At 33.5% G+C, this 21,543-nt stretch carries 14 protein-coding genes and 1 other RNA gene; 2 read left to right on the plus strand and 13 right to left on the minus strand.

From position 1 onward, the window contains the following. Positions 1 to 8: 8 nt before the first annotated feature. Positions 9 to 2,135, minus strand: a complete 2,127-nt coding sequence (locus tag E0946_RS02180; RefSeq protein ID WP_133200834.1) for a ribonucleoside triphosphate reductase — start codon at positions 2,133 to 2,135, stop codon at positions 9 to 11. Between the two features lie 1,042 nt (positions 2,136 to 3,177). Between E0946_RS02180 and E0946_RS02185 the strand changes: the two genes are divergently transcribed. Both E0946_RS02185 and E0946_RS02190 read left to right on the plus strand, forming a co-directional pair. After that, positions 3,178 to 3,588, plus strand: a complete 411-nt coding sequence (locus E0946_RS02185; RefSeq protein WP_243713710.1) for a hypothetical protein — start codon at positions 3,178 to 3,180, stop codon at positions 3,586 to 3,588. A 6-nt stretch (positions 3,589 to 3,594) separates the two neighbouring features. Next, positions 3,595 to 3,774: a hypothetical protein gene (locus E0946_RS02190; protein WP_133200836.1), complete on the plus strand. Its 180-nt coding sequence runs from the start codon at positions 3,595 to 3,597 to the stop codon at positions 3,772 to 3,774. Between the two features lie 40 nt (positions 3,775 to 3,814). On the opposite strand, the gene E0946_RS02195 is transcribed toward E0946_RS02190, so the two are convergent. The 12 genes from E0946_RS02195 to ffs form a co-directional block, all read right to left on the minus strand. Continuing rightward, entirely contained in the window at positions 3,815 to 4,555 is a 741-nt protein-coding gene (locus tag E0946_RS02195) for a thermonuclease family protein (RefSeq protein ID WP_133200837.1), read from the minus strand. A 48-nt stretch (positions 4,556 to 4,603) separates the two neighbouring features. Further along, complete coding sequence (locus tag E0946_RS02200) at positions 4,604 to 5,230, minus strand: OmpA family protein (RefSeq protein ID WP_133200838.1); 627 nt, start codon at positions 5,228 to 5,230, stop codon at positions 4,604 to 4,606. A gap of 2 nt (positions 5,231 to 5,232) precedes the next feature. After that, positions 5,233 to 6,645, minus strand: coding sequence for a methyl-accepting chemotaxis protein (locus E0946_RS02205; RefSeq protein ID WP_133200839.1), 1,413 nt, complete (start codon positions 6,643 to 6,645; stop codon positions 5,233 to 5,235). 117 nt (positions 6,646 to 6,762) lie between these two features. Continuing rightward, positions 6,763 to 7,377, minus strand: a complete 615-nt coding sequence (locus tag E0946_RS02210; protein ID WP_133200840.1) for a hypothetical protein — start codon at positions 7,375 to 7,377, stop codon at positions 6,763 to 6,765. Between the two features lie 19 nt (positions 7,378 to 7,396). Continuing rightward, positions 7,397 to 10,675 (minus strand): hypothetical protein, encoded by a 3,279-nt coding sequence (locus E0946_RS02215; protein WP_133200841.1) that lies wholly within the window; start codon positions 10,673 to 10,675, stop codon positions 7,397 to 7,399. Between the two features lie 3 nt (positions 10,676 to 10,678). Continuing rightward, positions 10,679 to 12,142 carry an FtsZ/tubulin family protein gene (locus E0946_RS02220; RefSeq protein WP_133200842.1) on the minus strand — a complete coding sequence of 488 codons (1,464 nt, stop codon included), beginning with the start codon at positions 12,140 to 12,142 and terminating at the stop codon, positions 10,679 to 10,681. A 407-nt stretch (positions 12,143 to 12,549) separates the two neighbouring features. After that, entirely contained in the window at positions 12,550 to 13,791 is a 1,242-nt protein-coding gene (locus E0946_RS02225) for a hypothetical protein (protein ID WP_133200843.1), read from the minus strand. Positions 13,792 to 13,969: 178 nt separating this feature from the next. Next, positions 13,970 to 16,729 carry a M14 family zinc carboxypeptidase gene (locus tag E0946_RS02230; RefSeq protein ID WP_133200844.1) on the minus strand — a complete coding sequence of 920 codons (2,760 nt, stop codon included), beginning with the start codon at positions 16,727 to 16,729 and terminating at the stop codon, positions 13,970 to 13,972. 198 nt (positions 16,730 to 16,927) lie between these two features. Then, entirely contained in the window at positions 16,928 to 17,860 is a 933-nt protein-coding gene (locus tag E0946_RS02235; protein WP_133200845.1) for a divergent polysaccharide deacetylase family protein, read from the minus strand. Then, on the minus strand, positions 17,851 to 18,336 hold the full coding sequence (locus tag E0946_RS02240; protein WP_133200846.1) for a DUF192 domain-containing protein: 486 nt from the start codon (positions 18,334 to 18,336) through the stop codon (positions 17,851 to 17,853). The genes E0946_RS02235 and E0946_RS02240 overlap by 10 nt, the downstream gene beginning before the upstream one ends. Positions 18,337 to 18,339: 3 nt before the next feature. Further along, on the minus strand, positions 18,340 to 21,249 hold the full coding sequence (locus tag E0946_RS02245) for a M14 family zinc carboxypeptidase (protein ID WP_133200847.1): 2,910 nt from the start codon (positions 21,247 to 21,249) through the stop codon (positions 18,340 to 18,342). 67 nt (positions 21,250 to 21,316) lie between these two features. Continuing rightward, an RNA gene (gene ffs, locus E0946_RS02250) (signal recognition particle sRNA small type) lies at positions 21,317 to 21,415 on the minus strand. Positions 21,416 to 21,543: the final 128 nt, after the last annotated feature.

The raw sequence follows: 21,543 nt of genomic DNA on the forward strand, positions 1-21,543 counted from the left end.
TTATGACCTCAAGAAAGGTGAGTTTTCTCCTGATGCTGTTCTTTAGTTTCCATATTCTTGACTGGATTAAAGGATTTTCGCAGTTTAAATTCTGCTTTTTTCCCTTCATTCCATTGTGAAACGGGACGCAAATAGCCAACTATCCGAGAGAAAACTTCAGTCGGTTGATGACATTGGGGACAGATTGGTTGTTCACCTATCAAATAACCATGCTGAGGACAGATACTGAAAGTAGGAGAAAAAGTGAAATAAGGTAGACGGTAGTTTTCACAAACTGTTTTCACCAGTTTCTTAATGCTTTCTCCTTGTTCCACTCTTTCACCAGCATAGATATGAAGGACAGTTCCACCAGTATATTTAGTTTGAAGTTCATCCTGCAAATCCAGGACTTCAAAGATATCATCAGAATAGTTCACGGGAAGATGTGTGCTATTAGTATAAAAAGGAGCTTCATCATCGCAATTAGCGGTTAAAATAGCGGGAAAATGCTTTTTATCCAGCAAAGCTAAACGGTAGCTTGCCCCTTCAGCCGGTGTTGCTTCCAGATTGTAGTTGCATTCTGTTTCTTCCTGAAAATCAATCAATCTCTGACGTAGATAATCCATCACTTTTAGAGCAAATTCTCTTCCTTCAGTGGTGGCAATGCTTTTACCAAAAAGATTTAAGCAGGCTTCATTCATACCAATAATTCCGATAGTAGAAAAATGATTCTTCCAGTATTCTCCAAAGCGCTCATAGATATTTCTGAGGTAAAAACGAGTGTAGGGATAAAGACCGTTTTCTGTATAGCGTTCAAGCACTTTTCTCTTGATTTCCAGACTATTTTTAGCAATAATTAATACAGATTCCAGATATTCAAAAAACTCCTTTTCATTTTCAGCTTTAAAACCTATTCTGGGCAAATTTATAGTTACTACTCCAATAGAGCCAGTTAATGGATTGGCACCAAAAAGTCCTCCTCCCCGGGAAGCTAATTTTCTGGTATCCAATCTTAAACGACAGCACATTGAACGAGCGTCATCAGGATTCATATCTGAATTGATAAAATTAGAAAAATAAGGAATACCATATTTGGATGTGGCTTCCCAGAGATAATTCAATTGAGGTGCATCCCAATCAAAATCCCTGGTAATATTATAAGTTGGAATAGGAAAAGTGAAAACTCTTCCTTTGGCATCTCCTTCAATCATCACTTCCAGAAAAGCCTGGTTAAGCATATCCATTTCTTTTTGGAATTCGCCATAGGTCTCAGCTTGAGGTTTTCCTCCGATGATTACAGGCATATCTTTAAATAGAGAAGAGGGCTTTAAATCAAGCGTAATATTGGTAAAGGGAGTTTGAAATCCCACCCGGGTTGGAACATTGATATTGAAAATAAATTCCTGTAATGCCTGCTTAACTTCTTTATAATCCAGGTGGTCATAACGAATAAATGGAGCTAATAAGGTGTCAAAATTGGAAAAAGCCTGAGCTCCAGCAGCTTCTCCTTGAAGAGTATAGAAAAAGTTAACCATCTGACCCAGAGCACTACGAAAATGCTTTGCAGGCGAACTTTCCACTTTTCCTTCGGCTCCAGAAAAGCCAGTGGTCAATAAATCCATCAAATCCCATCCTACACAATAAACTGAAAGTAGACCGAGATCGTGAATATGAATATCTCCTTCTAGATGTGCCTGACGAATTTCTGGCGGATAAATCTTATTTAGCCAGTAAGTCTTGCTAATTTCACTGGCAATATAATTATTCAACCCCTGTAAAGAATATGCCATATTGGAATTCTCATTCACCTGCCAATCAAGTTTCTCCAGATACTTATCAATCAATTGTACTCCACCGGTATTAAACATTTCTCGTAGACGGGCATGCTGATCACGGTAAATAATATAGGCTTTAGCGGTCTTTTTATAGGGAGAAGCGAGTAATACCTCTTCTACTATATCCTGAATGCGTTCCACTTCAGGAATTTCAGTATTTATGATTTGTGCAGCTAAATTGAGCACACGATTAGCAAGAAGCTCTGCGGTATCTTCCTGGAATTCTCCTGTAGCTTCACCAGCTTTTTGAATTGCTCGCACAATCTTTTGCTGGTCAAAATCAACAATTGAACCATTCCTTTTTCTAATCTTTTTGAACATACACTACTCCCAAAATCATTTATTTATTATTTATCAATATATTATAACTTAATAAGGCATTTTCCAAAGATCTAAGATTACTTTCGCTATTATTTCTTATTCTTAGGATTATGATTTTGTCAAGATAAATAAACTTATCCATTTTTCTAATTTCACCCTCCTGAATTTAAATTAAATCAATAATTATAAAGGAATAGACCCCATATTTTATTAGCTTAAGAGTAAGAAAAATATTTTTATGGGCTCTCCTTAACTATCACTCATTTAATGGTTTAGCCATTCTTGCTTGTCACCTAACTCCTACTTGCTTCTCTCTTAAGGAATTAGCTAAGTAAGAGCTAAGAGAGAGCTAAGGGAGAATTGTTAACAGGGTAGCAAAATTAATCCAGATTAGCTGGAAATAATGCGAGTAGATAAAGGAGATTAATTATAATAAATATATAGAATTCAGGATGAAAAGTGGTATTGATATTATATTTGCTTTAATAGATAAGGGTTCTGCCCAATTTTCCTTATTGCTTTTTCAAGTAAAAGTAGGAAAATAAGCTATTGAGTCATTTCTTAATTGATATAAGTTTGTGCGGTAAAGTATTAACCAGATTCCGATTTTCTCATCTTTTGCTTGAGCCGCTAATTTCCTAAAATAATGCAACTGCTCAAAGGCATACCTTATTGATATATGACACATTTAGATAACCTAACTATGGTCAAGAAACTGAATCTCACGATTCTTCTACAAGATAATGTATTTAATGATAAATAGTTATACAAAATCAACTATATAACCATAGATTTATTGAAAAAAAACTCGTTGACAGATAATGTGTGAATTTTATAATATTTTTAAGTGAATGAGATTCAAGTGGGAGAAATGGAACGATTAGTGAAAACCCATTATTAAGTTAGCATAAAGGAGTAAGAAATGTCTTTAAAACGTAATCTTCGTGTCACCTTTGTCTTGGTTTTATTAATAATGAGCCTAATAATATCGTGCTCTGAAAGTCCAACACAAGTTACGATCAGGGACGATAATCAGGATCATGTGGCTCATCTGGCACCTGATCCTAATATATTAGGGAACACTGAAATGTTCTTTATCCCTGAAACCATTCAAGGCTCTGCAATCTGGATCATCAATGGACCCAGTGCAAATGTTGGTGTAGATATCAGAGATAAGTCCAACAGCGCATTTATATACTATGCCGATAGTTACATTGGAGCTGGTTCAAATTCTGCACAGACTGGGACACAAATACCCTGGAATAGGTGGATGAGAGTAAGGTTAGTTGTCTATAAATCAGGACTATCTGGCGCAATTGTCAACTTCATTCAATTCCTTGGTTTAGACTTCTTTGATAGCTTGGAAGACTATATGATTGAGCAAATCTATGAGAATGATGTGTTTCTAAGCTCGGATGGTATTTACAAAACAATACCAGTTACTTACAAGTGAGGAAATATGATTACTGTTCAAGTGATTTCAAAAGCTACAGGAAAGCTCTTGAGTGGAAAGAGAGTATATGTTGCTTTTTCTGGTCTTAGAAGAGGACTGGAAGGATACACCAATAGCAATGGTGATGTTCACCTTAATGCAGACCCTTTTCAAATGGATGATTTTGGATATATGAAAGTGAAATGATATAAATCAATCATTATAAAGAAATAGAACCAATATTTTGTTAGCTAAAAAGTAAGAAAAATTTTAAATGGCTTACTCCATTAATATTGATGAAATTTATTGTATAAGAAGAGAAACAAACTCCAGAATTATATTTAACATCATACAATTTTGTGCTATTCTTAAGAGCCCAGATTCCAAGTTTCTCAGCTTTTGCTTGAGCTGCTAATTTCCTAAAATAAAGCAACTGTTCAAAGGCATATTTTTCATACTCCTGACTGAAACCCATTCTTATCATCTGAGCATTAACAAAGAGATTATCAGAAAAACGGTAAATATAGGCTAATAATCTGCCGAATTTATCCAGATGCATAGACTTTTCATTAAAATGATCCAATTGCAGATAGATAAATTGATCTAGGATTAAAGAGCTAAGATAATCTTTTGCTTGATCGGCAAGATTTCTTAAAACAGGATTTTTTTCATTCATTTCAGGAGTATCTATTCCAATTAATCGCACTCTAATTTCGTGAAAACCGTCAGAAATAGTTATAGTATCCCCATCATAGACTTTTACCACTTGAAATTTTGCCTTCTGAAGTTCAGTATTATTTAAAACAAAAATCTGATTTAAGGAATAGCTGCCACTTTTAATCACTCTTTGAGAATCAAGAATTGATGGTGTTTGAGGTTGTCTATAGATAGCAATATTATTCTGTTCAGAAGAGTTATCGGTTTTACAAGAAAAAACCAGCAAAAGGGAAAAAATTAAAAATAGTTCAATTAATCTTATGTGATTCATAAAGATATTAAAGTTAAAGGGACATTTAGGTCTATATCATTATCCATTTTATTGGGGCATTATCTGTTGCATTGTTCCGATAAATTTGGGGACAATTCTTATTACTACTCGCCTATTTTCCATATTACGGGTATTATCAGGTGTATGCACTGCCAATTTTGATTCTCCAAAAGCAGCTGGAATCAAATCTATATCTGGATCTCTAAAGAAAGGGTCTTTTTTAAACTCCTCAATCAAACTCAGTGAACGAGCTAAAGATAAATTATAATTATAATCTTCTTCTCCAACGGTATCGGTATGTCCTTCAATAATTATACAATATCTTTTTTTCCTATCCTCTTTCTCCATATAATTTTTAATCTCTTTTCTCCAATCCAAAATTGTAGGAAGATTTTCACTTTTTAGTTCGCTTTTATCAAAGTCAAAAAGAATATCGGATTTTATAATTATTTCATTACTGTCTTTATTGAATTTCAAACCAAGAGAGTCAACCATTTCTTTGAAATCATCAATATCTTTTTGATCTGCCTCTGCTTTTTTACTATAATTAAAATAGAAGATAGAAAATAAAATAAAGAAGATAGAAAATAAAATGAAGAAGATAAAGAATAAAGAAGAAAAAATATCAGCAAAACTGGGCCAATAATTAAGCTCATCCCGATTATCTGATTTCATCTTTAATGTTTCCTGTTGTTTTTCTTCTTTCTAATGAAGCCAAAAACTCTAAGGGAATCAATTTCTTGATTTAACCGATTAAGATTTTCTTCCAGAGAACGAGTATACTTTGTCATAGAATCAATCATAGCATTATTCTTCTCAGCAATAGCGTTAAGTTGCGATATAGATTCCGGGTCATAATAATAAAAATCTATCTTTTCTTTTTTAGGGATTGTCTGACCAAAAAGAGTTCTTAATTCCCGGTCATAATCTTTAAAACTTGTTGCCATAGTTTCACTAAATCTCTGAGAGCTACTTATAAACTCAGTTAAAAGTTTATCTAAGTTCTCTTTAAAATTATCAAACTCTCGGGTTACAGTATGCACTTTATCACCTACAGAACTAAAAGTATCAAGCTTATTATTCAAGGCAGTTAGATAATTCTGGACTGAACTGGTATAGGAAGGAAGAATATTAATGTTTTCCAAAAGCTTTTTCATCTCATTAATGATACTTTCATTCACCCTGGTAATTTCCTCTTGCTTTTTAATGATATTATTCAAGGGTTCATTCATCTCACTTATATTACTCTTCATTTCAGAACCCAATTTAACAAATTCATTTAAGTTTTCCGTAGCAAATTTTATGCTTTGTTCCATAGAAGAACTTGCATCTTTTAACTTTTCTGTGATATCGGAAAAAGAATTTATTTGTTGTGCTTGTTGATTTGATATTAGTTTAATTGTTTCATAATCTTGATTTAACCGAGTAGCAATATCTTCCATAGATTTAAGGGTTTCTTCATTTGTTTGCTTCTGATTTTCAATGAGAGGTTGAAAATTGGTGATAAAACCATTTAGCTTCTCATCTAAACTGTTAACAAAATTATTTATGGTATTATTTAGTCTCATTACTGTTTTAGCAAAACGGTCTTCTGTGGATTTAGGTGAAATATAAGGAATATAATCTACTACCAGAGCTTTCATTGTATCATCAATTAATTCATCCGATATATTTCTTTCCTTTCCAAAATACCATTTTAATAAAGAAGCACAGATTAAAGCACATAAACTACTGCAAAAAGCAAGACCAGCAGAATAAAGGAGGGGATTAATATTGTCAGCTAAATTAAAAATATCTGGATTAATATTCTTTAATTGATTTTTAGTTGCAAATATCCCTATTATAATACCAAGAAAAGTTCCCATCAGTCCTATTATGGGTAATTGATTCATTGCGGAGTTTACATTATAAAAAGCAGCGTTAGTCTTTGCAATTAGTAATTCTTTAAAGTTTTCTACATCTATTTGTTGACCAGTTTGAGCACAGGTAGCAAGATAATCTAAAGCAGGATATTTTCTTTCTTTTTCACTCAGATCAAGTAATAAATCCTCATTTTTTGCTTGGATAACTTCTCTTGTACTATCTATCAATTTATTCTCAGATCTTATGATCTGAGATGTTTTATATCCCCTATATATAGATAGTCCGATTTCAAAAATAATAAAAACTATTATAATAAATAATATTAAAGAATCCATTATTACTCCTTATTTTATTGATACTTCGCCTTTCTCACGAAAGATATAATAATTTCCCTGTTTTTCATATATAGGATTTTTATTCATTACTATCTGGTCGGTTAGCTGAATATTGGCAGGAAAATCAATAATCTCCCTGTATAATCTCATTATATCATTAATTCTTTCCTTAGAAAAATTATCCAGATATAGAAGATATTTTGCTCCATCTTTGATTAGATAAAGACCTTGGGGATTACTAACTGGTTCAAGTTTTTTTAATCCTTCTTCAGACCTCCAGACCCAGATTTTGTTATCGTTATTTGTTTCTTCTTTTGTTTTTGGAGGAAGAATTTCAATTGGCGGATTAATCGTATTCTCTAGTTCAGGTATTTTGATAGAGTTTAAATACTCCAATTTATTTTGCAGTTGCTTAATTCGTTCATCCATTTCCTCTAATTTCGCCAGTTTTGTATTATGTGAATTGAGAATGGTATAAAGTTTTTGGATTTGTGCATCATCTCTACTATGCCTATGAGGTTCTTTAGCAGTTTCCATTTTCTCCAATTTTTTACAGATTATAATAATAAGCAAAGCCAAAACAGCAACTTCTAAAATTACTAAACCTAAAATTAACCGGCTCATTTTATATTAAATACTGATTCTATTGATTTTCTGAAAGATAACGATGTAATCTATTAATCGTAATCTGCATTTCAAGAGTAAAAACTGAGCTGGAAATAGAATTATAATTTTTAATATTATCTTCTATAACTCCTCTCAATTCACCAACGAACTTACCCCAATCGCCAATTAATATATTTTTTATACTTTCAAGATTAGATAAAGCCCTATCATTTTTCAGTCTATCCCTATAGAGATTACTTTTTGCGAGTACCTCAAAGAAGGTGTTATGGAACTTAACTATTTCAGAGTTATTTTGGTCCAGATGTATATTATGTCCATTCTGTAAAATTAGTTCATTAAATTCATCTATTGTCATATTAGATAGGTCAGAGTTCGCTTCAATAAATACTTTTTCTGCAATTAATTGTCTTTTACTTGCTTCTTTTGCTCTGAGTTCTTCATTACCTCTACAAAGTCCTATAGCCACTTCTCTTTTCTTATCCTGAGCAGCAGAAGTGTGAATCTCTACCTCATTCTTAAAAGGAATGGTTTCTTTAATTATTTTTTGATAAATCTCTTGTTCCTGTTCATCCATTTTATCCACTGCTCCACTGCTCCAGCAGGCAAATCGTGAACCATTACCAGCCAGGAATAGGTTGATTTTTTTGATATTATCCATATCAATTGCTCTGCACTGGATTCCAATTTCATACAGTAGAGCACTCCAGAAATAGAGAATTATAAAGCGAATTTTATAGAAAGAATCTGACCTTGCCAGATTACTCAATGTGGTTTCATCTAAAGAATATAGAATATAATTCAATTGATTTTGAAAGCCTTTAATATTTTGGAAAATATCTCTCTTAGTAGAAGGTAAATTAATGATGGCGTCATAAATTATTGAATATATTTTATTATCTTTTTCAAAACCAACCAGATTCTTTCCAGCCCAGAGAGAACTGTAAAGCATATGGATTTGACCATCTTGCCAGATAGAAATATCGGATGAACCGCCTCCTGTATCAATAATTATTGCTATATCTGGTGTGTTACGAGGTAGAATTCCTTTATGGTCAAAATATAGTAAAGCAGCTTTACTTTCATCCGTAATTTTATATACATCTCCAACTAATTCACGCCACATTTTTTTATAATCACTGATTAAGGTTTCAGAAAAAGATTTAGGAAAAGCCCAGTGATATTCTACTTTTTTTAAATCAACTCCTCGTTTAATTAATTCATACTTTAACAAGAGCAGTAATATCCTGAGATATTCTTTTGATGCTTGTTGTTTTATTAATTGAGGTTCCCATTTTAAATTGGTTTGTTGCACATAAGTTTTTTTAATTGTCATTCCATCTAAATCATAATTGAACAATCCTACATCATCCTTAGAGAAAGCAATAGAGGTATTTAATAATGCTTCATAAGAATCAGTATCACCTTCCATTAATATCATAGAAGGAAGAGGCATATCAACAGATTGATTATTATGAATCTCACTTAATGAATTAGGTAAGAAATATTGTTTTAAATAATTATAAATCAAATTAGGAATTTGTTCTCTTCCTAATTCTGGTTCAGAAAATCTTATGAGGGTGATAAAATCATTATCATTCAGGTTTTTACCTAAAAATCCAGAACTATATTTCAGCACTTCTGGCTCAGAATTATCAATTGTAATAGCAATATTAGTATGGGAAGTACCAAAATCAATACCAACTTTTGCCGATTTTTCCGGATTCATTATTGTTGTCAGGGATTTATGATTGAGAATTAATAAACCCTTACCATTGGAAGCAATATCAGAAATCACAATATAAGTAGGAAGTGTTTCTAATCGGAATATTTCTATTTTATCAGCTTTGCGAGATCTCTCATAATTTATATCTTTAAAATCCTGGTCTTTAAACTCCAGAGGCACCATTTCTTCCTGATTTATAGCATCTTTATATCTTTTCCCATAAACAAAAGCATAATAGCTATCTTTCCAGTTATCAGGATGTAGAGGGGGCCAAATCATTATATGTGGAAGAGGTGTATCAATATCCCGGTCATCATAATTGATAATACGATTTTCTTTGCTATTAGTTAAGTCTTGAAAATAATCCCGTTTAATTTCTATATAATCCCCATTCTGGATAGGAATTTTTAAGGTAACTCTAACTGTTTTATCACTTATTTCTTGGATGCTTAACATATCCTGTACATCATCATAGTTAAAATAGTTGAAAAATGTATCAGTTAGAGGAAGTGCATATTTCATATCGCTGCTATCTTTGTAAGAACCGAGTATAAGTCTATTATTGTTGAGACGATATTTATACTTAATCAGAACCGGTTGGAAAAAATCTTCTTGAGGTAATATCCAGGGATATTTAATGTTTTCACCTGGCAGAAAATCTCTGTTGCTATTTTTTAATTCTTCATATTTGAAATCTTGTAGATAGTTATAACCATTGTAATACTCACTGGCATATAAACTTTTGGAGGGGTCAATAACCAGTGGGGGTATTTCATTTTCCTTTCGAGGTTTTAACAGATAAGAGCTGGATATTTTTTTGGTATTAATTTTTTCCAACAGATTTCCCAGAGAGGATTCCAAGAGAAAATCACAAGGAAGTAAAATTTCCTGCGTTAATGGTTCTTTTAAGCTTTCTGCACATATACCTTCCTCATCAGATAAAGCTTTAACTAAATCAGGATAGTTTCCATCTTTTCGTAGTTTAGTGAGAAAGTTAGAATTTATCCATTTTTGGAAATCTTTTGGACGTTCTTTAAGAGGGACAGGTCTTTCTCTAAAATATCTTGGGAAGACTGTATTACCCTCTTTATGTTTTAAATTCATAGGTGTGAATAAGAGAGAAAATGGACTGGTTCCTGCTAAAACGAATTTATCATTTGAATCTCTGCTGGCAATTAGTAAACCAATGCTGACAATATCATCCTTCTTTATTTCCTCTGGACTGAGGTCATACAGTATTTTTAGAAACTTATTTTTCTCGTCATTCTTTATTTTAATCTCTTTATACTCAATATTAATATTCATCAATTCATAATAGAAGATTATCTCCAGAACATCCAGGATATTGGACATAACTTCTTTATGTATTAGATGATTAGTAGATTTAATAGCTTCTTTAAAAAGAAGCATTCTTGCCCAAGGTGAAGGAATGGAAGTAACATTAATCTTGGAATCCGGTGAAACTTCCATTTCATTAACAAAGGTAGTAAAATCGGTTATGGTTAATTCTTTCCATTGACCTGGTGTAGTCTGAGGTAAAGATTTATGTTTTGGCAGTAAATAGCGTGGCATTTTTTACCTTCCTTCAGTTATTTTTGCCAAGGACATTGCTTCTAACATATCACCTAATAAGTCATTTTGATTGGTTTTCTTACCATAAAACTTGGTATCCAGATGGCTTATATGATAGCCTTTATATTTATTAGGATTGTTGGTTAGAAGATTATCCAGTTTGAGTTCATAATCCAGTATATTTAATTTTGCATAATTATTATGATTTTGATAAATCCATTCTTGGAAGGAATCCATTAATTCTTTAAGAGAAGAAAGTTCAGTTTTTTTATCAATTATATCTCTTGCTCTAACTTTTTTATCATCAATCTTAAGGTCCCTTAGCCAAGCAATTTTATCTAAAAGTTTAGCATTGTCTTTATCAATAAGTTCAAATAATTCATTGATATAATGATAGAGTAGTGCAAACCTTTCAAATGGTTTTTCTTTATCTTGATGAGGAATATCTTCAGCAACTACATCGGTAATATCAGCATTTTTATCAGGATTTTTCACCTGTATTACATAGAATGGTTTGAAGTTGCCGCTTTCTCTATGGAAGAAATCTATAGCGGCATAAGCTGCCATTAGTTCCAGCATATGAGCATCATTTTTTTGCTCAGCACTGCCTATAGCATAATTTTCGTACTGTTTACAGTGTTCAAAGTCATCTCCCAGAAAATAATTAGAGTCAATCTGAGAATAATTATTTTTATAAAATTCACAAGCAGTTTTAGCATTAATCATAAAACTTTTTGAATTTGGCATTATCTTTTCTTTTTTGAGGCTTTCTTGATATTTTTGCAGGTTTTCAGGGTCTTTAAGCTTAAAATAGGGAAGCATTAAAACACCACCAACCTTAGTAGTTGGAGAGGCATTTTTGATTAATTTACTGATAACTGGATATCCTGAAGCTCCAGTACCTCCAAATAACGAGGCAAAAATAAAAACTCGAGAAGCAGTATCTTCTTCCAATCTTCCTCTTAATTCTGTCCAGAAAGCTTGATTTTGAATATCGGTCATTAAGATAGAACCAATAGAAGGGATACCTCTGTATCCAGCACTCATATCCATATTCAATTCTTCTTTACTGAATAAAAGGTCAGCCAGGAATTTATAATCTGTCCCCTGAAGTTTCGTTTCATATTCAATAAAATGGGAAAGTTTATTTTGAGCAGGGTCTAAACCAGAGTTTGGATTGTATAAATTAGGAATTTTAACTGTTGTATTAGGTGAATTTTCTTTGTCGCTGTATATAATCTCTGTATTGAATAAATAATCTTTGGATGGTCTGGGTAAATGTTCTCTAATCAGTTTATACTTTTGAATTAATTTAATGGTTCTGGTGATATTCCCATTACTCTGGTCAGGATCAACAAATATAGGAAATAAAGGCTGGTCTAAATGAATTCCCATAGCACATAAATAAATAAGCGATTCCAGGCATCTTGCACCTGTTCCCCCGACAGAAAATACATAGTAAGGCACTGTTCTTCCTCCTATTTAGCTTTTAGTATATGTTCATGAATTCTGCAAAAATATTTTTTTGCTCTAAGAAAAAAACTTACCAGGTAAAACAGTAAAAAGTCACACAATACCATAACAAGCATAAAATTGAGGATATAGAGAAACCTGTAACTATCCGTTACCATCTCACTATCTATCTTAATCGCAGTATATATGATATAAATTAGGTTAATAACCATAGAGAATAAAAAGGCCATCCAGAATCTTTGGCTTTCTTTTTCTCTACGGTAACGCAAAGCAGCATAGATAGCTATAAAAATTATATTAACCATCAACCCAATAAAAACGCTTTGGTTCATTTCATTATGCCAATTTTCAATGTAAATTTTGGGTCTGAAAATCCAAAAAAATGAGATATTAGGTAACATTTATTTCCTCTCTATTTGTAGATAATAACGAGTCGTAGTTAAAAATTTATAGTCTTCAAAGTTATCCAGAATGAATTGCATCCAGTTAGCCAGATGATAGGTTTTAGTCTGGAATTCAGGCTTTGAATCATCATCCGTGCTCCATTCTTTTATCCAGGAGGGTAAGGTTTTACGAAAAGATAAGAGGATACGATAGGTGCCTGGATTATCTTCTTCAAAAGGAATTTTAAAAGTTATTTTATCTGTTCCTGCGAGTTTATTTGCTTTAATATTTCCTCTTTTGTCCTGCAGTTCAACGAAATTAGGGTTCTTTTTCGCTTGATAAGCAATTGCATAATCTATGGTAGTACCGAATCTATCTTCATAACCCTTTAAATTAAATTTTAGATATTGAAAATGACCTTTATCTAATGTAAAATATGCTACTGGTAACTTTTCATCATTGCCAATATGATTAAGCTCTTCTGGAACATTCTTCCCTTCTTCATCTTCTGTATATTTTAGATGATTTGGTAGAATGACTCCAAAATCAAAACAATTCTCAAAAAGGTCTCTAATTTTCTTCTGGACAAAATCCGCATATTTACGATTTCCGAAGGCAAGGCAATATATAGGACGTTTCCCTCCTGGTTCAATATCAATATATTTTCTGGCATATTCAGAATAATAGGACCCTTCAAAAGACACTAGTTTCCCCATCAAAGCGAAGAAACCATTACCTTCCAGATATGAATTCAGTTCTTTAGCAAATATGACATAATCCTGTTGTGAATGTTGAGTAGATTGCACACCATCGGTAAGAATTAAATTAACGGAATTTTTGTCCTCTCTAATCAGGTTAAATGGTTTGGTAAGGTCAGTTCTTGGTTCTTTATAAAAATCCCGTCGGGATAATTTATATAGATTGGCTCTTAAGTCACCCTCCATCTTGAGCGAGCCCTGACCAAAGCTATAGAAATTGATTTTAGCGTCCTGAGGAATCTTTGCTATAATGGTATTAAGAAGATTGAGATATTCACTATTTTCACCTGTAAAACCATACATACTTGCACTGGCATCAACTATAATATTGAAACTTTTAGGATTAGCAGGTTTCTCGGAAGGGGGAATGCCAAAAGGTTTTTCCAATTCTTCCAGAGTACGCGGTTTAGAAACTTCACTACTGCAAGAAAAAAGACCTAAAAAAATAATAAAACATACAAGAGTAAATATAAAACAATACAGCCATTTTACATTATACATATTAACCTCAACCGTTTAAATTTTAGATCATACACAGTAAAAAGACTATGGTAATATAATTTAATTTATGTCAAGAAAAATATCTGGATTTAAAAAAATTTCTATGCAATCGCACTTTCCCCAATATTCCCTAAAGATTTTTACTCACCCGATTATTAAATATTTCCAGCCATCAGGTCTATTTAATTAAAATCATTTTGCGAGTTTTAAATCTATCTCCACTTTTCAAAATACAAAAATATATACCACTGCTTACTGATTGTCCATAATTGTCCCGTCCATCCCAGAGAATATTATACTCACCTGAACTTTTAACTTCGTTAATCAGAGTCTTTACCAGTTGACCTCTTATGTTATAAACTCCCAGGAAGGTTTTTTTCTCTTCAGGTAGAGAAAACTTGATACAGGTGATAGAGTTGAATGGATTGGGATAATTTTGATTAAGTGCAAAAGATATTTCAGGGGTTAAAGAATCGTTAAGATTTGTACCTGTAGGAAGGTGAATAACTCCAATTTGTCCATTGAGATTATATAGAAAATCAATATCAGTGAGATTGGTATTGAAATGAAGAGAAAAACTTGCCAGAGGCGCTTTTTCGGGGTTTATAAGGGCAAATTTTGCTTGTTCAGAATTAAAAGCATATAAAAAAGTTTGCTCTGGAATGAGCCCTATTCCTAAATTTTGGATAGAATCAGCTTGAGTCAATTCCCAGTTTAAGCAATTTAAAGCATTTGGTGGATTCAGATGAAATAATACTTCTGTTTCTGCTGGATTTTCTATGAGTTCAAATGAAATATTCATTTGAGGTAGCTCAAGTTCTTCCCCATTCTGGACTTCATAACGATACTTGGGATTCTGAATGTAGTGGCTGATTAGATAGGCATCCACAGAATCCAAAGCTTCATTATCATCCACATCTGCAGAATGGATACGATACTCACTCCAGGGAATAGGATCAATCAAGGGCACCGGATCAAATCCTACCAGATATTGAAGCATAACCTGGACATCATTCATAGTGATTAAATCATCACTATCTACATCACCATAAATAACCTGACTATAGTCAATTCCTGTAATCTTGATTTCATCTATATAAATCCCATCATAACCATAATTATTCCTGGACTGGAGAACAAAGCGTAAATAAAAATTATGTCCTGAGAACTGATTCAGAGGATAATAGATTTCTTCCCATGCATATCCATATCCCGTTAAAATTCCTAAATCTATCCAGTTTTCTGCATGGGTTGAGCCCTGAATATAGACATTATCCCATCTCATTCTCAGAAAAAACTGAGCTTTAATCATCAATACTGGTTTCTTTATAAATTCCAGAGAGATAGGATTAGCCAGAGTTAAAGTATAAGTTCCCCCAGGAGCATAATTACCCGAAGGAGAATCGGTAATAACTGTTTCTCCTTGATAATTGGTTACTCCCCAAGGACCTATAGTACTCCAGTTGGACAAATCTTCACAGGGATCGTAAAATATAAGGGAAGATTCTACAGGAGTAAAAACTGCTTCATTTTTCTCTTTGGTGAGCAAGAAATTAGTTTCATAGATGTCCTCATTATTGTTACTGAAATGGATATTGTAATAGCCTTCCATAAGGTCATTAAAAGTAAAGAACCCCTTGGAATTAAAATTAGTATTGGTAGCTGGAATGGTGTTCAGGTTAACTGCGGTATAGGGAATAAGATCACCCTCAAAATCTCTGAATTGTCCTTTAAAATCCACGGTTATTGCAGGATTAAGGGCAAAATTATATTCAATAGAACCAGATAGTGGAACGGTTACTTGCACTGTTTGGGGTTCATAACCTTCCGCATAAGCTGTGATATTATAGGTTCCAGGCAGCAGTAAACGATAATAATCACCCACCTCAGGGTCTGAATACACAATTTTATTACAATCTTGAACAGAGATGGAAGCTTTCAGGGGTCTTCCAGTATTAGAAGTCACCAATCCATAAACTCCACGATGCACCGATTCCAGAAAGTAAAGCATTGCTTCTTTATTATCATTCCACAAGCCAGGCAGTTCTGAAGCAGGTGGTGATTTAACCTCGTATATTTCAAAGGTAATTTGAGTACTGCTGGTGAAAGCATAGCCCCAATCATTCAAAGTTCCCAGAAGAGGGTAGGAAGTGGAGCCCCAAAAAATATTATTCGGATAAAAGAAACTATTCCCTAAAAAGGGATTATGGATTGAATAATCCGAAGCAATGTGGTACAAAAGCTCATTTTCACCAGTGGAGGAACGAGTGTATGACCAGGGACAATAGACTATACATTCGCCACCATGAAATTCACCCCCAAGCACAAAATTATGTTCGTTAAAAAGATTCATTATAGCAATCGTTTCTGGAGCCCAGGGATTACTATCAGGATGCAATTCCCCGTTCGGTAAAGGAAAATTACGATTAAGGTCAATATTACTGGCATTGTTTCTTCTGTTTAGCACATAACCATCAGGATTAAGCAAAGGACAAATCCACATTTCGGTGGTGTTCACTATATTGGCAATACGGGGATTGGTCTCATATTCAGAAGTTAATAACTGGATTAATCTGATGCATAAATCATAACCTACAATTTCATCTCCATGAATGGTGGAGATATAGTTAAACTCGGGTTCAGCTTCTTCTATATCTGGATTATCAGTTATTTTTAAAAAGTAAATAGGTCTCCCCTGAACGGATGTTCCTGCTATAATCAAACGACAAATATTAGCATAATTAGTAGCGGTTTCTTCCATAAATTGATAGTATTGTGTGATGGTTAAATAGTTATCTCTATTTTGATAAGCAATTTTGTCATTTAAATATTGTTCGTAGTTGGGAGTTTCTTCTATTTTAGTATCAGCAAGAGTTGAAAAAAGATACATTGCAGGAGTGAAAATCAATAATAGAAAAACAAGACTTACTTTCTTCATTTTTTCCAACTCCTCAATTGCTCTTCATTTTATTAAAGCAATTATTATACCATAATATCAATAAAATATATATAATTAATAAATTTTCTCGTTTAATCTCTTTTTAATGATTATAAAGAGACTTTAGCTGATTAAAAATTGCATTTATAATCAGTTAAGGTCTGTTTCGGTTATATGGAATGCTAAAGAGTTTGAGTTCTAAGCGGCTATATTTTTAGCGTTGATTATGTTGGTTAAATGTAGACCCTGACTTCTGATTTCACGAATGAAACTCTGGAGATTGGATAGTTTTTTCTCGTTATGGCAATGAGTTATGATTATTATTGGTTCTCTTCTTCCCTGATATTTATTTAGAGAAGAGATTTTATTAGCTAAGGTCTGTTCCGTATCATCGGGAACATCAAGAAAGATATCTCGTTTCAGAGCTGGATAACCACGAGAATAAGCTAAACTTTGAGCTAAAGAATTTTTACTGGTAGCGCTATCCACAAAAAAGAGATTATGCTTATTTAACCAGTCTAAAATTATGGTCATCATTTCTCTATTTTCTGTTACACTGCTTCCTTGATGATTATTAGCTCCAACTGCCATAGGAAGTTGGGCATAGAAATCATCCAGCAGTGCGGTTATTTCATCCGCGGAACTATTATTTTTAATACATTGCTTTTCCTGAACTCCAGTTCCTTCCATAGGAATATGAATCAAAACGGGATGACCATATTGGGAAGCAATTTCACCTGCTTTTCTGGTGTAAGGAAGATTGGGCAGGACAGCAAAAGCAACTTCTGCAGGTAATTCTTGAGCAAACCTTTCCAGAAGTTTTCCATTATAGCCAAAGTCATCAACAATAATGACCACATCAGGAAGTTCAGAACTGTTTAATTTAGTATAGGGATAAGGAGTTAAAGGGACATTAGCGATTGTTTTAGAACCATTATTCTCTGAATTTAAATCAGTTAAGGAATCTCTGGAATTGAGTGAAGATTCCGATGAGGCAAGCTCAGTTTCTTCACTTTTTCCCCTGTTTATATTCTCTTTTTGAGAGAAGGACTTATCACAAGAACAAAGTGTAAAAATCAGCATCAGAAGAAGAACGAGAGGTATAAAACGAGATAGATTTTTCATTCCCATTGAACCAGGTCTCCAATTTTTAAATTATGTTTTTCTGCTTGTCCAGCATTGAGCTCCAGAACATATCTATAGATTCCATTTGGTGCTATTGTTTCTTCGCTGAAAGGAGTATTGTTTTTTGCAATATGCATAATTTTTTTATCTTTATCAATGAAAATGATATCCAGAGGAATATAGGTATTTTTCATCCAGAAAGGAGTTTCGGAAGGACCTTTAGGGTCAAAGAGCATTCCCCTATTTTCAGCCATAGATTCACGATACATCAAACCTTGAGTACAAGCAGCTTCTGTAGCAGCAATTTCTATTTCATAGATGGCTTTAACTTCTCCCGTAGGTGAGGTAATGGTTAAGGTTGCATCTTTTCTAAATTCTGTTCCTTTAATGCTATCAAACGATTTTTCTTCTGGTTTAGACTTGCATCCATTAAAGCCTAAAACCAGACAGAAGACCACGATAAAAAGAATACCCTTTCGCATTGATTATTTAAGAAGTAACATCTTATGAGAGATAGTTTTGTTTCCACTTTGCAAGGTATAGAAATAGACTCCACTGCTAACAGGTTTTCCAGCCTCATCCAAGCCATTCCATTGCACTCTATGAATTCCAGAATTCATTTCACCATTGATTAAAGTTTTTACCAGCTGACCTTTTAGGTTATAAATTCCCAGAAAAGCTTTTGCTCTTTCGGGCAAGGAAAAAGTGATGTAAGTTATAGGATTAAAAGGATTAGGATAATTTTGGGAAAGATTGAAAGGTATAACAGGATTGAGAGGGTCGTTAGCATTGGTATCAGAAAGAATAGTGAATGAACTATCTCTACCATTTACACTATAAAAGAAGTCAATACTGACAGCTGGGGTCTGATAACTGATAGTGAAACCTTCGGTTATAGGTGAACCAAGATTGATATAAGCATATTTACCCTGTTCAGGATTGAAGGCACTGCGATAGATTAATCCCAGATTTTCCTCAATGGTTAAATTGGATAAGGAATCAGAAGGAACAAGTCCCCAATCTAAACACTTTAAATTATTCTCTGGAAGGATTTGAAAGACAGCTTCTACGGTGTTATTTTCTCCTGTCTCATCCATAGTTAAAGTGACTTCTGGCAGGTTATCCAGTTGTGCACCTTGAACATAAAAACGAAATTGAGGATTCTGAATATATTGAGCAATAAAATAGGCATCAACCGAGTTCAAAATATCATTTCCATCCACATCCGCAGCAGCAATACGATTATTTTCCCAGGGAAGAGGATCAATTTCAGGTAGAGAATCATAACCAACTATATAATCCAGAAGCAGTTGTACATCATTCATTGATACCATACGATCTCCATCCACATCACCATATACAATTAAATTGGCATCTATTCCAGAAATCTTTATATCATCAAGATAGATACCATCTGCAGTAATCCCATAATCAGAGGTAAGCTTAAACCGGATATAAACATTTTGTCCAATAAACTGAGAAAGAGAATAAGAAAGAGTGGTCCAGCTACTTTGTGTACCAGTTAAGCAACCAAGATCAATCCAGTTAGAGGCATTATTTGAAGCTTGCACATAGACAAAGTCATATCCATTTTCCAGGGCATAGATAGTTTTAAAACTTAAAATTGGATTTAATATATTTTCCAGTGAGATAGGATTATTTAATTGAAGTATTCTGGTAACATTATTTCCATAATTCCCATTTGGAGAATCAGTAATAACAGATTCACCCTGATAGGTAACTACCCCCCAAGGTCCTGAAGCAGTCCAATTAGATAAGCTTTCACAGGGGTCATAGAACAGCACTAATGGCTCAATAAAATTAAAGACGCAGTTATTATTTTCTGTGGTAAGCAAAAAATCAGTTTCATATAAGGTTGTATTAGCATTACTAAATATTATATGATAATAGCCTTCAGGAATTTGCATAAACATAAAGCTTCCATTAGTATCAGCGGTAGAACTGCGTGGAGGGACCGTATTCAAAGTGACAGTTAAATTTGGAATTCCATAACCTTCCACATCACGAATTTGACCCATTAAATCTACGGTTGCAGCAGGAGAAAGGATAAAGTTGTATTCAGTAGAACCAGAGGCAGGTACAGTAATTTGAGCAGTTTGAGGAATATAGCCATAGGCAGATGCAGTGAGAGTATAATTTCCTGGGAGCAATAAACGATGATAATCTCCCACATCGGGGTCAGTATGTATAGCTTTATCGTTGCCCTGGACAGTAATTACGGCATTTAAGGGTTGCCCTGCAGTTGAGGTGACCAAACCATGAATTCCTTTATGCACAAATTCCAGATAGGAAAGCATAGATTCTTGATTCAATGCCCAGAAAGAAGGAAGTTGTGAAGCTGGAGGCCATTTGTTTTCCCCAATTTCCATCGTAATATCCATATCATCAGTGTAACCATAATTCCAGTCCTGCATTGAGCCAGTGATAACATACCAGGCGGCACCATTAGTGATACCATGCGGAAATTCTGTGCTATTATACATAGAAGAATTGTGACTGGTATAGGTTAAAGCAGCCTGAATAAATATATCATTATCAGGTGTGAGAGTATAAGTATAATCCCAAGGATAATTTGCTACCAAGGCACCACCGTGAAAATTAGCAGAAAGCACAAAATGGTGTGCATTGGAGAAATCCATTATAGCAATAGTTTCTGGAGCCCATTGATTACCATCTGGATGCTGAATACCAGTAGGCATAGGAAAATTCCGATTAAGGTCAACACCGTTAGCATTATAACGTTGCCCCAGAACATAGCCATCAGGATTCATCATTGGGCAGATATAAATTTCAGTGCTATTGACTAAATTGGTTATACGAGGATCAATTCTATACTGAGTGGTGAGCAATTGAATCAAACGTATGCACATATCATAACCCACAACTTCGTCTCCATGTATGGAAGAAACATATTTGAATTCTGGTTCAGCTTCTTCTATATCTGGGTTATCAGTTATCTTTAAAAAGTAAATAGGTCTGCCTTGAACTGAGGTGCCCGCTTGAATCAAAGAGCAGATATTAGAATATTGATTTTCCGTATCTATCATAAATTGATGGTATTGAGTGATAGTGTAGTAGGTATCTTTAGTATGTTCCAGAGAATCTATCTTCTGCAATTCCAGTGCATTCCGTCTGGCTAAATCAGGAAGTTTTTCTGCTTTAAATCCATTATTCAGCAATTTATTAAATTCATTATCATCTCTCACATAGACAATAATAGTGCCAGTATTACGATTAACATTATCTACGCTAATTTGTAAGGAATTCAGTATTTTAACATCAGAATCTATATCCCAGCTGGTAATATGCACAGGATATGAAAATGCTATAGCTGAACTCACGAGGAATAATGCTATAACTAATATTTTTTTCATTTATGTGTCCTATTCTTATATACATATAAGGTTCAAAAACTATGCAATATATTGACCTTTACTTTGAAAATGCCAGGCTTACAGTTGCACATAACCTGCCTTGCTTAATGCTGCTTCATTCCTGACCTGACATATTTCACAAGCGGTTATTGCACTGTGCCTGGCATTATTCATAAAAAAATATATCCTTTTTTTGTCAATTCTTTTGATTCAATTTTCTTTTATTCAGAAAGATATTCATCGCATAATACGGATAAATATAGAAATTGATTATAAGAAAGATATATTGTCTTC

This window comes from Candidatus Syntrophosphaera thermopropionivorans (assembly GCF_004353895.1).
Taxonomy (GTDB): domain Bacteria; phylum Cloacimonadota; class Cloacimonadia; order Cloacimonadales; family Cloacimonadaceae; genus Syntrophosphaera; species Syntrophosphaera thermopropionivorans.